The organism is Bifidobacterium cuniculi (genome assembly GCF_000741575.1).
Lineage (GTDB): Bacteria > Actinomycetota > Actinomycetes > Actinomycetales > Bifidobacteriaceae > Bifidobacterium > Bifidobacterium cuniculi.
This window is the reverse complement of record NZ_JGYV01000002.1, coordinates 93554-108872: the sequence shown is the minus strand read 5'-3', so window position 1 is coordinate 108872 and position 15319 is coordinate 93554. Positions and strand designations below refer to the sequence as shown.

17 protein-coding genes are annotated in these 15319 nt (G+C 64.6%); 6 read left to right on the top strand and 11 right to left on the bottom strand.

Annotated features, from left to right (window positions below; translation table 11 throughout):
- A partial coding sequence (locus BCUN_RS11795) for a zinc ribbon domain-containing protein (RefSeq protein WP_156100119.1) occupies positions 1-449 on the top strand: 449 nt, incomplete at its 5' end.
- On the opposite strand, the gene BCUN_RS04020 is transcribed toward BCUN_RS11795, so the two are convergent.
- Positions 446-724: a helix-turn-helix domain-containing protein gene (locus BCUN_RS04020; RefSeq protein ID WP_051920711.1), complete on the bottom strand. Its 279-nt coding sequence runs from the start codon at positions 722-724 to the stop codon at positions 446-448. The two genes, BCUN_RS11795 and BCUN_RS04020, sit on opposite strands and share 4 nt — an antisense overlap.
- Positions 725-842: 118 nt before the next feature.
- On the opposite strand from BCUN_RS04020, the gene BCUN_RS04015 reads away from it, so the two are divergent.
- Both BCUN_RS04015 and BCUN_RS04010 read left to right on the top strand, forming a co-directional pair.
- Positions 843-1442 (top strand): P-loop NTPase family protein, encoded by a 600-nt coding sequence (locus tag BCUN_RS04015; protein WP_152598224.1) that lies wholly within the window; start codon positions 843-845, stop codon positions 1440-1442.
- Entirely contained in the window at positions 1432-2520 is a 1089-nt protein-coding gene (locus BCUN_RS04010; RefSeq protein WP_033518519.1) for a tyrosine-type recombinase/integrase, read from the top strand. Before BCUN_RS04015 ends, BCUN_RS04010 begins: the two co-directional genes overlap by 11 nt.
- Before the next feature lie 279 nt (positions 2521-2799).
- Here the strand turns inward: BCUN_RS04010 and trmB are convergent, their stop codons facing one another.
- A complete protein-coding gene (trmB, locus tag BCUN_RS04005; protein WP_033518517.1) occupies positions 2800-3624 on the bottom strand; it encodes a tRNA (guanosine(46)-N7)-methyltransferase TrmB in 825 nt (274 codons plus the stop codon).
- A 224-nt stretch (positions 3625-3848) separates the two neighbouring features.
- On the opposite strand from trmB, the gene galE reads away from it, so the two are divergent.
- Positions 3849-4862: a UDP-glucose 4-epimerase GalE gene (gene galE / locus BCUN_RS04000; protein ID WP_034258367.1), complete on the top strand. Its 1014-nt coding sequence runs from the start codon at positions 3849-3851 to the stop codon at positions 4860-4862.
- Between the two features lie 122 nt (positions 4863-4984).
- Here the strand turns inward: galE and BCUN_RS03995 are convergent, their stop codons facing one another.
- The 3 genes from BCUN_RS03995 to BCUN_RS03985 form a co-directional block, all read right to left on the bottom strand.
- Entirely contained in the window at positions 4985-5476 is a 492-nt protein-coding gene (locus tag BCUN_RS03995; protein ID WP_033517951.1) for a low molecular weight protein-tyrosine-phosphatase, read from the bottom strand.
- A 64-nt stretch (positions 5477-5540) separates the two neighbouring features.
- Positions 5541-6203: a dihydrofolate reductase gene (locus tag BCUN_RS03990; protein ID WP_033517945.1), complete on the bottom strand. Its 663-nt coding sequence runs from the start codon at positions 6201-6203 to the stop codon at positions 5541-5543.
- Positions 6204-6254: 51 nt separating this feature from the next.
- The gene (locus tag BCUN_RS03985; protein ID WP_033517944.1) at positions 6255-7127 is read right to left on the bottom strand and encodes a thymidylate synthase; all 873 of its coding nucleotides are present in this window, start codon (positions 7125-7127) and stop codon (positions 6255-6257) included.
- 151 nt (positions 7128-7278) lie between these two features.
- Here BCUN_RS03985 and BCUN_RS03980 point away from each other — a divergent pair, with 151 nt between their 5' ends.
- Entirely contained in the window at positions 7279-7692 is a 414-nt protein-coding gene (locus BCUN_RS03980; protein ID WP_033517942.1) for an OsmC family protein, read from the top strand.
- Positions 7693-7759: 67 nt separating this feature from the next.
- Here BCUN_RS03980 and BCUN_RS03975 read toward each other — a convergent pair whose 3' ends face one another.
- From BCUN_RS03975 to BCUN_RS03965, 3 genes are all read right to left on the bottom strand, one after another.
- Positions 7760-8773 (bottom strand): universal stress protein, encoded by a 1014-nt coding sequence (locus BCUN_RS03975; protein ID WP_033517940.1) that lies wholly within the window; start codon positions 8771-8773, stop codon positions 7760-7762.
- Positions 8774-8975: 202 nt separating this feature from the next.
- Entirely contained in the window at positions 8976-9755 is a 780-nt protein-coding gene (locus BCUN_RS03970; protein WP_033517949.1) for a C40 family peptidase, read from the bottom strand.
- Between the two features lie 107 nt (positions 9756-9862).
- On the bottom strand, positions 9863-10819 hold the full coding sequence (locus BCUN_RS03965; RefSeq protein WP_033517938.1) for a CHAP domain-containing protein: 957 nt from the start codon (positions 10817-10819) through the stop codon (positions 9863-9865).
- A gap of 385 nt (positions 10820-11204) precedes the next feature.
- Here BCUN_RS03965 and serC point away from each other — a divergent pair, with 385 nt between their 5' ends.
- On the top strand, positions 11205-12344 hold the full coding sequence (serC, locus tag BCUN_RS03960) for a phosphoserine transaminase (RefSeq protein ID WP_033517947.1): 1140 nt from the start codon (positions 11205-11207) through the stop codon (positions 12342-12344).
- A gap of 266 nt (positions 12345-12610) precedes the next feature.
- Here serC and BCUN_RS03955 read toward each other — a convergent pair whose 3' ends face one another.
- The 3 genes from BCUN_RS03955 to BCUN_RS03945 form a co-directional block, all read right to left on the bottom strand.
- A complete protein-coding gene (locus BCUN_RS03955; RefSeq protein ID WP_033516762.1) occupies positions 12611-13681 on the bottom strand; it encodes an aspartate-semialdehyde dehydrogenase in 1071 nt (356 codons plus the stop codon).
- Positions 13682-13760: 79 nt separating this feature from the next.
- Positions 13761-14330, bottom strand: coding sequence for an ACT domain-containing protein (locus BCUN_RS03950; RefSeq protein WP_033516761.1), 570 nt, complete (start codon positions 14328-14330; stop codon positions 13761-13763).
- Positions 14331-14393: 63 nt separating this feature from the next.
- A complete protein-coding gene (locus BCUN_RS03945) occupies positions 14394-15158 on the bottom strand; it encodes an aspartate kinase (protein WP_081895512.1) in 765 nt (254 codons plus the stop codon).
- Between the last annotated feature and the right edge of the window lie 161 nt (positions 15159-15319).

Below are 15319 nucleotides of genomic sequence, written 5' to 3'. Positions count from 1 at the left end.
GGCGCATGAACCGGCTCATCACCCGCACCGGGCGCGCCGTCTTGAAGCGCAAACTCGAATCCATACAGGAAAGCGCGGGCATCCAAGTCGAACAGGTACCCGCACAATACACGTCACAGGAATGCTCCGGCTGCGGCTACACCAGTAAACGCAACAGGCCCAGCCGAGCCAGATATGCTTGCCGTTTCTGCGGCAAAACCATGCACGCCGACATCAACGCGGCCCGTGTCATCCAATCACGACGTTCGTGGCAGCAACCGGACAACATGGGCCCCAAGGCGCGCACCAACACCCGCCAACTACTCGACCAACGCTTCCAACACCGTTGGAACAGGCCGATGGAAGGCGCGGTCCCGGACGTTACAGGCGCTCCGGGCGCCCATCGAACCGCAACAGCCAACGGGGAGACGGACGGAACTAGCAAATACCATGCTTTGGTACAAAACTAGCTACTGTCCGTGGCGTCTACATCCTTTGTTCGTGTCCGTTCGGTGAGCCATGCGTCTATGTCTCCCTTGCGGTAACGGATGAATCGGCCGCGCCTGAGGTAGGCGGGGCCGCTGCCGTTGTGTCGGCGCACGCCGAGTGCGTTCTCGGTGCAGCCGAGGTAGGCGGCCGCTTCGGCGGTGGACATGAGTACGTCGGCGGGGTCGGCGGCGCGGCTGAGCCGGCACTGCAACAGGTCCCACGCTTCGGCTTGCGGGGTGATGGTCGGTGAGTTCATGTGAGTACCTTTCGTACAGTGTTGCAATATTTCTGCAACTGATGACACGCTAACACGGTTTAAATAATCTTGCAACTGTGTATATGTTTCGCGGCGTGTCGCTGATAGGCTTACAAGCATGGCGATTAATGAAACTGTGGGCGCTTGGCTATCTGATATGCGCGTTGCACATAGGCTCACAACAGAGCAAATAGCGGATGCAGCTCAAAAATATGGATGCAACTGGCATGGTTCCACCATTAGCAGCATGGAACGTGGTGGCAGTCGCGCCGACGCGCTCGGCAACATACTCATATTGCTCAGCGCGCTCAACGATCTAACAGGCGAAGAACTGACACTAGCCGACGTGCTAGGCGACGACTTCACAGACGGCGGCAACGCGCTTACAGGCATGGCGGCCGCCTTGCAAGGCAAGCCAGTACACTTAACGCCCTACATCTATATCGAACCGTCCCAAGGGCGGCAACCTACTAGTGCTGAGATGCGCATGGCATCCCGCCTAGGGGTGCAACCGCCCGTGTTGGTGCGCAACGTTGACCGCCTCTACGGGCACTCGGTGGACACTGAGGCGGCAGAGCGTGCGGGCGAAGGCGCCACACCACAGAAACGCGGCCGCGAGACTCGCATAATAGAAGGCGAAGTAGCCGACGCCATAGAAAACGAACCATCCATCATGGAGCAACTGGAAGAGATGACAGGGGAACCGGATGGACGCTAGCATTCATCCCTATACGAAGAGCGGCAAACGCCAGTACTACGTGAAATGGCGCGACGCCGACGGCCGGCAACACACGAAACGCGGATTCCCAACCAAGCGGGACGCGAAGCTATTCATAGCAAATCTGACCACGGGGACGGCCGCCGGCACGTGGGTAGATCCACAGGACGGCCGCGCAACGGTCGGCACCCTCGGGCGAGCATGGCTAGCCATGAAACGCGGCATAGTCAAGCAAACCACCTATGACACCTATGAAACGGCATGGCGCGTGCATGTCGCCCCACGGTGGGCCGCCCGGCAGATAGGCACCATACGCTACAGCGAAGTGCAGTCGTGGGTATCCGAGATGGCCGGCCAGTCATCCGCCAAAGTGGTCACGCGAGCATACAGCGTACTGAGCGCTATCTGTGCAACCGCCGTGGCGGATAGGCTCATAGCGGCTAACCCATGCGAAGGCGTGCAGCTTCCCCGCCAGTGCCCTACCCCGCGCCAGTACTTGGATGTGCCCCAACTACTCGCCCTTGCAGACGCCGCCGGCGACTGGCGGCCACTTGTGCTCACCCTTGGCTTCTGTGGGCTGAGGATAGGTGAAGCGCGCGGCTTGAGGGTGAAGGACGTTGACTTTTCGCGCGGCCGGCTGCATGTCACACGGTCCGTATCCCAGCGCGGCGGCACATTCCACGTATCCGCGCCGAAGACATGGGAGACGCGGGACGTGCCGGCCACTGCCGAGGTGCTTGACGCCCTACGGCCGCTCTTGGTGGGCCGCGGGCCGGATGAACTTGTGTTCACGTCGCCCTATGACGGTGGGTACATTCGCGACGCGAAGCGGCATGGCTCATGGCTTGAGGGTGCCGCGAAGCGGGCGGGCGTGCCGCCGGTTACGGCCCATGAGCTGAGGCATACGGCCGCGTCCATAGCCATATCCGCCGGTGCGAACGTCAAGGCCGTCCAAAGGATGCTAGGTCACAAAACTGCCGCTATGACCTTGGATACCTATGCCGATTTGTTTGACGCCGACTTGGATGCCGTCGCGGATGCCATGGGTTCCCAAATCGCGGCGGTGAGAACAATCTGAGAACAATTCTACGAAATACCCTCACAGTTCACGAAATTGAACCACTGTGGAACGGTTCAAAACACTAATGTCCACACATTGAACCACATTCCACGACATGCCGGTTCAGATGTTTCGACTCTCTCAGGGGGTACCAACAGGAAACAGCCGGAACCCACAAGGTTTCGGCCGTTTGCATATCCCCAATTCCCGCGTCGCGTGTGTGCGGGCTCCTAGAAATATCACGGAAAAACGAGAGATTTCTAGGAGCCCGCACACACGCGACACACCTGCTCGCGCTCAGGCCTTGCGGTAGGTGAAGTCGTGGATCGTACGCCCGGCGTCCAGGCCCTTGCGCTCGAAGTTGGTGAGCACGCGGCCGTCGAAGCGTTCCGACTCCTTGAAGTCGGCATGCGGCAGCTGGGCGGCGGCGTCGGCGTTGCCCTTGCCCACGTGTTCCGTGGGCAGGCTCACGGTGAGCGCGCCTTCGTTGACGAAGTCGCCGCGGCCGTCCATCACCTCGTGCACGTGCAGGGCGTAGTCCTCGATGTCGGTGGCGATGCGCCACACGCCGCCGTCGGCGAGCGCGCGGTGCACGTCGCCGGCGAGTTCGTCCCGGACGATGCGCCGCTTGTGGTGGCGCATCTTGGGCCAGGGGTCGGGGAAGAAGGTCCACACTTCCGCCAGCAGGCCGTCCTGGACCGTCTTCATGAGCTCGGGCGCGTTGATCTGCGCGATGCGCAGGTTGCGCAGCCCCTGCTTGCCGGCGAGCAGCATGGTGTGTGCGACGCCCGGGTCGTAGACTTCCAGGGCGAGGAAGTCGAGCTCGGGGTGCGCGGCGGCCGCGGCGACCACGTTCTCGCCCTGGCCGGTGCCGATTTCCACGACGAGGGGGCGCTCCCCGTCCCAGTGTGCGCGCAGGTAGTCGCGGTCGAGTGCGAAGCCGTCGCGCGGGTCGAGCCGCCCCTCCCCTGCGGCGATGTCGTCGAGCAGCAGGTCGTCGGCGTAGGTATCCCAGGCGCGTTGCAGCCGCGCGTCGAGGCGCGCGGACCGGCGCACGAAGGACAGGACCTTGCGTCCATACAGGGCGGATCGTTCCTCGGTGGTCTTCTCTTCGTCGGTCATGCGCACCAGTGTAGCAACGGGTTGGCGCGTCCGGTCCCGTACTAGGATGGACAGGTGGGGACGAAGGAACCATCGGCAACCGAAACACTCAAATTTGCATCGCATTGATAACAAAATCGAACAATTTTGACACAATTCCTACCAAGTGATATCCTATAACTGCTCAAAAATTATCACCGCGGCAGTCGGGAACGTCCTTGCCGCGATACGACGAAAGGCTGAACATGACTGTTCTCGTCACGGGCGGATGCGGCTACATCGGTGCACACGTGGTCCATGCCCTGCAGGAAAACGGCGACAAGGTCGTCGTGGTGGACGACCTGAGCTACGGCAAGCCGGACCGCATTGGCGACGCCCGCCTCTACGGCATGGACATCTCCACCCCGGGCGCCGCGGCCCGCCTCACCGAGATCATGGACGCCGAGGGCGTCGACGCGGTGATCCACTTCGCCGCCCGCAAGCAGGTGGGCGAGTCGGTGGAGAAGCCGCTGTGGTACTACCAGCAGAACATCGGCGGCATGCTCAACGTGCTCGAGGCCATGAAGGACTCCGAGAAGACCAAGAAGCTCGTGTTCTCCTCCTCCGCCGCCACCTACGGCGAGCCGCCGGTGGACGTCGTGCCCGAGGACGTCGTGCCGATGCTGCCGATCAACCCCTACGGCCAGACCAAGCTGTTCGGCGAGTGGATGGCCCGCGCCTGCGAGCAGCCCTTCGGCATCCGCTTCTGCGGCCTGCGCTACTTCAACGTGGCCGGCTGCGGTCCCGTGGAACTCGAGGACCCGGCCATCCTCAACCTCATCCCCATGCTCTTCGACCGCCTCAAGCAGGGCAAGGCGCCGGCCATCTTCGGCGACGACTACCCCACCGAGGACGGCACCTGCGTGCGTGACTACATCCACGTCTCCGACCTGGCCGACGCGCACGTGGCGGCCCTCGACTACCTCGACCGCGAGGAGCGCAAGTACGACGTGTTCAACGTGGGCACCGGCAAGGGCACTTCCGTGCGCCAGATCGTCGACGAGGTCAAGAAGGTCACCGGCCTGCCCTTCCAGGAGACCGTGATGGCCCGCCGTGCCGGCGACCCGCCGCACCTGATCGGCTCGCCCAAGCGCATCAACGAGGAGATGGACTGGCACGCCAGGTACGACGTCGAGGACATCGTGCAGTCCGCCTGGGACGCCTGGCAGGCCAACCCGGAGCACCACATCGACGTGGAGACCTGGCAGCAGGTGGACTGACTGAGTTTTTGTTCATTTTTTTGAACAATTTCTAGCGGAAAGGCCGTCGGGCCCGTCGCACAGCGACGGGCCCGACGGCCTTTCCGCTAGAAATTGTTCAAAAAAATGAACAAAAAACTCAGTCAGTCCTGGAGCTGCTTCTCCACGTAGTCCGCGATGTACGGGGCGACTTCCTCGATCTGGTCGATGGCGACCTCGAACTCGTGCATGCCGCCGTACCACGGGTCCACCAGGTCGATCTGCCCCTCGTGGCCCGGCTGCGGGTCCGGCAGGGACAGGTCGAAGCTGCGGTACATGTGCACCTGGGAGCGCTTGCTCAGGGGCAGCATGCGCATCAGGGCGTTCATGTGGGAGGCGGTCATCGGCAGGAACAGGTCGGTGTCCTCGATCTCCTGCCGGGTGATGCGATGCGCGAAATGCCGGGGTGGAATCTCGTAGCCGCGCTCGCGCAGCACCTTCACGGCACGCCTGTCAATCGGGTTGCCGTACTCCTCGTCGCTGACGCCGCTGGACTCCACACGCACACGATCCGACAGACCACGCTTGTCGAATTCATGCCGCAGGATGATCTCCCCCATGGGGGAACGGCAAATGTTGCCCGTGCACACCGTCATCACGGTGTACGGCTGTTCGCTTCTCTGTGCCACTTCTTTCGGTCCTTATGGTTCGGTCTGCCGGTCAGCGGTCGCCTTCCTCGTGCCGGGGGACCAGCGTGAGGTAACGGTACCGCGGGATGCCCTCGTCTCGCTCGGGCACCATCCAAGCGCTCTGCCCCGCCACCTGCCAGGACTCTTCCGGCAGGGACGGCGCGTACGTATCCGCGTCCACGTTCGCGTCAATCTGCGTGACGTAGACCTTCGAGGCCATCGGCAGCATCTGCTCGAACAGCTGTGCGCCGCCGATTACCCAGATCTCGCTGCGGTCGAGGCCGTCGTCGGGAATCGCCTCCTGGCGGGCCAGGTCCAGCGCCTCCTCGACGTCGCACGCCACCGTCGCACCCGGGGCACGGAACGCGCGGTCATGGGAAATGACGATGTTGTCGCGGTTCGACAGCGGCTTGCCCAGGGACTCCCAGGTCTTCCGGCCCATGATGACCGGGTGGGAGACCGTCAGCTCCTTGAACCGGCGCAGATCCTCGTGTAGATGCCAGGGCATGCCTCCCTGGAACCCGATGGCACCGGGACGACCTTCCCTGTCGTTCGCCTGTGCCCAGATCAGGTTGATGGAGAAGGTCTTGGGGAAATCGTCTCCCCAGTCGTCCTCCAGATCCAGATCGTTCTGCGGCCCGGCAATCCCGGGCTCGGGTTCGTGATAGCCACTGCGGCTACTGTCATGCTCCATTTCATACTCTCCCTTGAACGTGTCCAACGGCTTCCCATCGTAGCGGCCGTCTTAGACCGCGATGGGTGCCTTGATGGTCGGATGGCAACGGTAGTCGACGACCTCGAAATCGTCGTAGTCGTAATCGAAGATCGAGTCTGCCTTGCGGATCTTCATCGTCGGGTAGGGGTAGGGGTTCCTGGACAGCTGCTCGAGCACCTGGTCCACGTGGTTGTCGTAGATATGGCAGTCGCCGCCGGTCCACACGAACTCGCCGGGCTCCAGGTCCGCCTGCTGGGCCATCATCATGGTCAGCAGCGAGTAGGAAGCGATGTTGAAGGGCACGCCCAGGAACATGTCGCAGGAACGCTGGTAGAGCTGGCAGGACAGCTTGCCGTCGGCCACGTAGAACTGGAACAGCGCATGGCATGGCGGCAGCGCCATGTCCTCGACCTCCGCGGGGTTCCACGCCGTCACGACCATGCGCCGCGAGTCGGGGTTGGTCCTGATGGTCTCCAGCACGCCCGCGATCTGGTCGATGGTGCGGTCCGGGTCGTCGGCGGTGGGCGCCGGCCAGCTGCGCCACTGCACGCCGTAGACGGGGCCGAGGTCGCCGTTCTCGTCGGCCCACTCGTCCCAGATGTGCACGTTGTGTTCGGTCAGGTAGCCGATGTTGGAGCTGCCCTTGAGGAACCACAGCAGTTCGTAGGCGATGCCCTTGAAGAAGACGCGCTTGGTGGTCAGCAGCGGGAAGCCCTCCGACAGGTCGAAGCGCATCTGCTGTCCGAACAGGGAGATGGTGCCCGTACCGGTGCGGTCGTTCTTGAGGTTGCCTTCCAGGAGGATCTTGCGCAGCAGGTCCTCGTACGGCATGGGGATGTCGGTGTGCGGGCGTGGCGGCACGTCCGCGCGGATGGATGTCAGGTCGGCTTGCGTGAATGGCATGGGGCCAGTATAGGGGGCCGGCCGCACTTTTTCGCGTCCCGGCCGAAATGCATGCACAAGGTGGCGCACGTCACACATTTCGCCCACGGGTTTCCAAAATGCGCAAGGGCGCCCATAATGGAAGGGCACACCAAACCTGAAGGAGGTCATCATGGGCAAGAGGCTCTGGGTGGAGCGCAACAAGGACGGTTCCTGGGACGCATTCAGCGACGACGGCGCACACATCAAGTTCGGCAAGGGCAAGGGTCAGTTCTCCCCCGGCGACCTGATGAAGATCGCCCTGGCGGGCTGCGCGGCGCTCTCCAGCCAGATGGCCGTGGAGCGCGCGACCGGCGAAGGCAACGGCGCGCGCGTCATCGTCGACGGCACCTACGACCCGGATGGCAACGCGTACCTGGACTTCGACGAACAGCTGGTCATCGACGCCACGGACGCGCGCCTGACACCCGAGGACGTTGAACAGCTCAGGAAGCGCGTCAAGGCGCACGTGGAGAAGGGCTGCACCGTGGCACACACCTACGAGCAGGCCACGCCGGTGCGCATGACCGTGGAGGTCAGGCACTGACCCGACCCGACGACATGCGTGAGGGGGCTGCCGACAGCTGCCGGCAGCCCCCTCACGCATGTCGTCGTCAGTCGTCGTAGTCGGCGGCGTTGGGGTCGATGTTGACCTCGATCTCCTGCTCGACGTCGGCGGCGGCGCGGGTCACGGGCATCTCCTCGACCAGCTCGTCGAGCGCCGTTGCCTGCTCGCCGCGGGCGGCCTCGGCCTCCACGAACTTGCGCGGCACCACGAGCACCGGCGAAACGGAGTGCTGCAGCAGCCCCTGGCTGGTGGAGTTGAACAGCAGGCCGGACAGGCCGCCGCGACCGCAGGAGCCGACGACCACGATGTCGTGGTCGCGGCTGGCGCGGGTGAGGGTCTCCACCGCGTTGCCGGTGACGATGGTCTTGCGAATCTTGAGGTCCGGGTAATGCGTCTCGACCACGTCGAGGCGGCCGTCGAGCGCGCCCTCGACCTTTGCCTTGACGATGGGGTCGTCGAGCTTGACGCTGGGTGCGACGACGCTGATGGCGTCGAGCTCCGCCTCCCAGCTCTCGGCGAATTTCGCGCCGAGCTGGAGGGCGCGGATGCCCCACTTGGTGTCGTCGGAGCCAACGGCGACCTTGGTGATCACGTTGTTGAGGTGCAGCAGGTTGCCATGGTCGTCGGTGTAGGGCACGACGACGATCGGGCAGTACGCGTAGGCGGGCAGGCTCGAGCTGGTGGTGCCCAGCAGGCGTTCCGCTAGGCCGCCCTTGCCGCGGTTGCCGATGACGATGAGGTCGTAGTTGCGCGACAGTTCGACGAAGACGCTGGACGGGTCGCCGGTGACGATGAGTGTCTGGGCGTCCACGCCCTGTTCGTCGGCGATGGCCTTCGCCTTGGAGAGAATCTCCTGAGCGTCGTTGTGTGCGGCGTTGTCATCGCCCATCGCGGTGTAGGTCGCGTCGAAGGAGACTGCCGCGTAGCTCGGCAGGGAATATGCGCAGACAATCTGCAGTGACAGGCCGGCGTGTTTCGCGTAGTTCGCCGCCCACCACGTTGCCTTGTAACTGGCGTGCGAACCGTCGACGCCGACCAGGATGGTGTTGTCATTGACCATGAGGACCTCCTTGCCCGAAAGATCTTTCCAACCGTATGGTTCTGCCTACCACCATACCGTGCAAACCTGTGCGGCGGAATACCTGTGTGTCGGGATTTGGTGCGGAAACAAACGATTGCAGGCCCGATGCGGAAAAAGTGGGGCCGTGGCCCTCCCGGAGGAGGGCCACGGCCCCAAGAAAAAGGTGAGGTTTCGGCTGCCTTTACAGGACGCGACGGATGGAGTATCCGGCGCCGCCGAAGACATCCAGGCCGGTGACGTCGGTGCCCTGCGAGGGGTTCAGCGCGTTGACGACCAGACCATTGCCGACATAGATGGCGGCATGGGCGCCGTTGGCGATGATGTCGCCAGGCTGGGCCTGTGCGAGGCTCGGCACCGCGACGCCGACACCGGCCTGTGCACCGGAGGTGCGGGGCAGGCTGATGCCGAACTGGGCGAAGACGTACTGGACGAAGCCTGAGCAGTCCCAGCCCGCCGGCGTGGTGCCGCCGGAAACATAAGGTGCGCCGACGAACTGCTGCGCGTAGGAAGCAATCGAGGCGCCGTTCTTGCTGGTGGGCACCGTCGGGGTCGCGGCCTGTGCTGCGGGGGTGTCCTCCTGGGCCGTGTCGAGGGACTCACGTTCCTCGCTGCGGCTCGCAGCCGCTTCCTGTTCGCGCTGGGCGGCCTCGGCAGCGGCGGCCTCGGCGGCCGCACGGGCCTCCGCCTCCGCCTTGGCCTGCGCCTCGGCGTCCTTCTCCGCCTGGGATTTGGTCTGGGGCACGTTCATGCTTTCCAGACCGCCCCAGCTGGAGTCGTCGTCGACGTCCGTGGAGGTAGCCTCCGCGAGGAAATCGGTCTTCGCGGTATTCACCTTGGGAAATGAGCGGGTCGAGACGACATAGTCGCCCGACGCCGCGTCATCCGCGACAGCCGCGGGGACGCCCGCAAGGACGGACACCGCCATGGCTGCCGCAGCAGTAATCGCAATGGAACGTTTCATCTTTTTCATCGTCATCTAGGCTAGCACCACCTTCTCATATTCCGGTGGGGTGACGTCCGGAAAACGAACGGTCACGCCACCTTTGCCCAACGGGGCCGGTCGGGGGATCAGTAATGGACGTAGGTGAACTGGGCGGCCTGCTCGGCGGTGAACTCACGGTCGGAGATCACGCCGAGGCCCTGCACGTTCGACTCGGAAATCCTGATGGAGCCGTCGGAGTTGACGGCCTCGACGATGGCCACATGGCCGTAGTAGCCACTGGCGCCTTCCTGGCCGGGGGCGAACACGAGCACGTCGCCGGTCTCGCGCGGCGTGTTGTCCACCCAGTAGCCGAGGGACTGTGCGGAGGCACCCCAGCTGCGGGCGTCGCCGAAGTAGGAGCCGGTGTTCAGTCCCAGCTGGGCGCGACGGGTGTAGGCCCACCACGTGCACTGGCCCCACGGATAGGCGTTGCCGGTGTCGCCGGTCGGATGGTTCGCGTTGAAGCCGGCAGGCAGGATGTCCGCATCGTGGTCCAGCTTCGAGGCGACCTTGGGGTTGTTGGCCTTGGCGGTGGTCAGCTTGGCAGCGTCGGACACCTGGTTGGTGTCCCCCATCTCCCAGGTGCCGTGGTCGGTGTCCGTGACGGCCACGGCGGAGTCCAGGGCCTCGCGCTCGTCGGAACGGGAAGCCGCGGCGGATTCCACGCGCGCGATGTTGAGCGTCTGCGTGGTGCTCGCGTCATCGGCCACCGGGAACATGGTAGTAGTGTCGTCCTGCTTCATGAAAGCCATGGAGGTCGCCGCCGTGCCGACGAGCGCCGCCAGCGAGGCGGAGGTCAGCACTGTGTTGCGGCGCTGGGCCGCGCGGGCCGCCTCGCGCATGGAGCGGCGGGTGACGGGCGCGATCTCGTTGATCTTCTCGGCCACCTTCTCATCCAGGCCGAGTGCCTGGGCGTTGCCGGAAGCGGACTGCACCGCATACACCGCCTGTGCAGTGTGGCTCCCATGGTTGGAAGCGAACAGGGATTGGGTAAGAGCTAGGACACTGGACCCTTTGTGGGCTTTATGGGCAGCATGCCTCATACCGGTATCACTCCTTGGGTCTCAACAAAACAAGTCTCTTGAATCTCAACAAGTCTCATGGCGGCACGCACGTCCCTGCGTCACGCGGATGAATGGTCGGACGCGTCTCAACCGCCTACGGATATCCACCCTACCCCAAAGCCGGACCAAGGAGAACCGGACACCCAATCTTCACAATCGCGACATGGGCCCCGCCGGGGGCACGAATCCACTGTTCCCAAGGGCCTGCGGCCGCCTGTCCCCGGTGAAACGCGGACGGCAATCTTCACAAAACAACCGGCGTGTCCGCCGGACAGGCGCGTACGGACGTGCACCGACCGCCGCGCATGTCCCCTCCTCGGACGCCACGGCTCCCATTTCCCTTCGGTTGGCTACCCTTGTGACCATGGCAACAATCACGATTCCGCAATCCATCCTGCCCGAGGACAAGCGTTTCGGCTCGGGCCCCAGCAAGATCCGGCCCGAGCAGGTGGAGGCACTGGGACAGGCAGCCCACACGGTGCTGGGCACCTCCCACCGCCAGCAGCCGGTCAAGGACATCGTCGGCTCGATCCGCGAAGGCATGGCCTCCTTCTTCGCCCTGCCGGACGGCTACGAGGTGGTGCTGGGCAACGGCGGGGCCACCGCCTTCTGGGACATGGCCTGCGCCTCGCTCATCACACGCCAGGCGGCCTGCGGCGTGTACGGGTCCTTCAGCGCGAAGATGGCCGCCTCGGTGGCCCAGGCGCCCTTCCTGGAGGACCCGGTCCTGTTCGAGGCCGAGCCGGGATCGTACGCCGTCCCCGAACTGACCCAGTACGTGGACACGTATTGCTGGGCGCACAACGAGACCTCCACCGGCGTGGAGGCCCCCGTCTATCGCATCGAAGGCAGCGAGGAGCAGGGCGCGCTCATCCTCGTCGACGCCACCAGTGCCGCGGGCGCGATTCCCGTGGACATCGCCCAGACGGACGCCTATTACTTCTCGCCCCAGAAGGCCTTCGGCTCCGAGGGCGGCCTGTGGGTGGCCATCCTCTCGCCGCGTGCCGTCGAACGCGCCGAGGGCATCAGGCGCAGCATCTCCCTCGAAGGTGCACGCCGCTGGATCCCGCCCTTCCTCTCCCTGACCGACGCGATTGACAATTCCCGGAAGAACCAGACCCTGAACACGCCTGCGCTCGGCACGCTCGTCCTCCTGGAGGACCAAGTGCGTTGGCTCAACGAGAACGGCGGCATGGCCTGGTCCTCCGCACGATGCAGGAAGTCCTCCGACATCGTCTACCAGTGGGCCGAGGACAGCTCCTACGCCTCCCCCTTCGTCAAGGACCCGCAGGCGCGTTCGCGCTCGGTATGCACCATCGACCTGGACGAGTCGGTGCCCGCCGCCCAGCTCATCGCCATCCTGCGCGACAACGGCATCCTCGACGTGAACGGCTACCGCAAGCTGGGCCGCAACCAGCTGCGCATCGGCGTCTTCCCCTCCGTGGAGCCTGCCGATGTCAAGGCACTGCTTGCGTGCGTGGATTACGTGGTGGAGCGGATGTAATGCAAATCCCTTGTTGTCCGGTGGCTGTTTCCGGGGGTTTCCGCACTTAAAGCGGGCACCCAGTCGGGGACACTTCACGAATTAAAGCGGGCACCCAGTCGGAAGCGTTTTCTGAATTAAAGCGGGCGCCCAGTCGAAGAACATTTTTGTTCTTCGACCGGGTGCCCGCTTTAATTCAGAAATCGCCGCCGACCGGGTGCCCGCTTTAATTATTTAATTACAGGAGTCCCGGGAACGGCCACGGAACAACGACAGATTTCCAGGAATCAGAGCTGGTCGGCGTAATGCTTCCTGGCCACGATCTCCGCGAGTTCCACCGCGTTCAGGGCGGCGCCCTTGCGCAGGTTGTCGTTGGTCACGAAGAAGGCGAGGCCCTTGTTGCCGTCCACGGCCTGGTCGGTGCGGATGCGGCCCACGAAGCTCGGGGTCTTGCCGGCGGCCAGCTGGGCGGTGGGGATGTCGACGAGCTCGACGGCCTCCGCCTCAGACAGCACCTTGCGCGCCTCATCCGGGGTGACGTCCCGCTCGAACTCGGCGTTCACGCTCATGCCGTGCGAGGTGAAGACGCCGACGCGCACGCAGGTGCAGGAAGCCTTGAGATCGGGCAGGTGCAGGATCTTGCGGCTCTCGTTGCGCAGCTTCTGCTCCTCGTCGGTCTCCTCGGAGCCGTCGTCGACGATGTCGCCGATCATCGGCACCTCGTTGAAGGCGATGGTGCGCGCCACCTTGGTCGGCTCGGGGAAGTCGATGGCGTCGCCCCCGAAAACGAGCTTGTCGGCGCCCTGCTCGACCGCGGCCTTCGCCTCGTTCATGAGCTGCTCGACGCCGGCGCGGCCCGCACCGGAGACGGCCTGGTAGGAGCTGACGATGAGGCGCTTGAGGCCGAAGGCGTCGTCGAGCGGCTTGAGGACCGGCATGATCGCCATGGTGGTGCAGTTCGGGTTGGCCACGATGCCCGCCGGGATCTCGTCGAGGTCGTCGGGGTTGACCTCGGCCACGACGAGCGGCACGTCGTCGTGCAGTCGCCACTGCGAGGAGTTGTCGATCACGATCGCGCCCGCCTCGGCGAACTTCGGCGCCCACACCTTGGACGTGCCACCGCCCGCGGAGAAGATGGCGATGTCGATGCCCGACAGGTCCGCGGTCGCCACGTCCTCGACCTCGATCTCGTGGCCGCGCCACTCGAGCTTCTGGCCGGCGGACCGCGCGGACGCCAGGAAGCGTAGGTCCTTGATGGGGAAGTCGCGCTCGTCGAGCACGCGGCGCATGACCATGCCCACCTGGCCGGTCGCGCCCAGCACTGCCACGTTGACGCCGCGTTCGTTGATCTGTACCATTTGCCGGCTCCTTTGCTGCCGTGAGTTGTGCGATGGGCGGCCGCGGCCCGCTCGCGCGCGGCCGCGACCGAGGAATGGGTCAGCGGCCGGTGCCGCCGTAGACAACCGCCTCGACCTGCTCGGTGTCCAGCCCGTAGGCCGTGTGCAGCGCGCGCACGGCGTCGTTGAGCTGGTCGAGCGGCACCAGCGCGGCGATGCGGATCTCCGAGGTGGAGATCATGAGCACGTTGATGCCCTGCTCGCTCAAGGCCTGGAAGAAACGCGCGGCCAGGCCGGAGTGGGTCTTCATGCCCACACCCACCACGGCGACCTTGCCCACGTTGGGGTTGACGTCGAAGGAGTTGTAGCCGAGGGCGTCCTGCTCCTGGAGCAGCACTTCCTGCACGCGGGAGACGTCCTTGCCTGGCACGGTGAAGGAGATGTCGGCGGTGCCGGTGGAGGCGCCCGCCTGCACGATCATGTCGACGTTCACGCCGATCTCCGCCAGGCGGGTGAACACGCGCGCCGCCATGCCCGGCTCGTCGGTCACGCCGCGCACGGTGGCCAGGGATTCGCTCGAATCGTGGGCCACGCCGGAGATGATCGGCGTCTCCTGGCCGAGGTCGGGGAACAGGTCGCCCAGGTTCTTGTCTTCAGCTTGCTCGCTCATGGTGTTGTGGTCTCTCTCAGTCTGTCGGACACGGTTGGTTGGGAAAACTTGGATGTGCGGCGCCTACTGCACGTTCGGGATGGACGCCGGGTTGACGCCCTCGGGCACGACCAGCGTGCCACGGCGGTGCGAGAAGGAGCTGCGCACGTGCAGCGGCATCTTGAAGCGCTGGGCGTACTCGACGCAACGCAGAGCCAGCACCTTGGAGCCGCAGGAGGACATCTCGAGGATCTCGTCGTAGCCGATCACGGGGATGCGCCTGGCGGTGGGCACGATACGCGGATCGGCGGTGAACACGCCGTCGACGTCCGTGTAGATCTCGCACACGTCCGCTCCCAGCGCCACGGCCAGCGCCACGGCGGAAGTGTCGGAGCCTCCTCGGCCCAGCGTGGTGGCGTCGCCGCGTTCGGAGCGCCCCTGGAAGCCGGCGACGATGGCCACGGAGCCCTTGTCGAGCGCATGGCGCACGCGGGTGGGGTTCACGGCGCGGATATGGGCGGCGCCGAACTGCGCGTCGGTCATGAAACCGGCCTGCGAGCCGGTGAAGGAGTAGGCGTGCGAACCGGCGGCATGGATGGCCATGGCCAGCAGGCTCATGGAGATGCGCTCTCCGGCGGTCATGAGCATGTCCATTTCGCGGGCGGGCGGATCGGAATCGATGCTCAGCGCCTGGTCGATGAGGTCGTCGGTGGTGTCTCCCATGGCCGAGACGACGACGGCGACGTCGTTGCCGGCGTTCTTCGTCTCGATGATCCTGCGCGCCACGCGCTTGATCGAATCGGCGTCCGCGACGGAGGAACCGCCGTATTTCTGCACAATAAGAGCCACGAAAGTATCCAATCTTCTCGCTGGGGAGCCTCGGTAACCGTAGACCGTTGCAAGTGTACGGGGGAAGCACGATCATTATAGGGAGGGGGTGGGGTCAGGCTGAGGGGTGGACCAGTATGCGAAACGGGGGGGGTGCACGGGGGTGATGATAAGGATGGGTT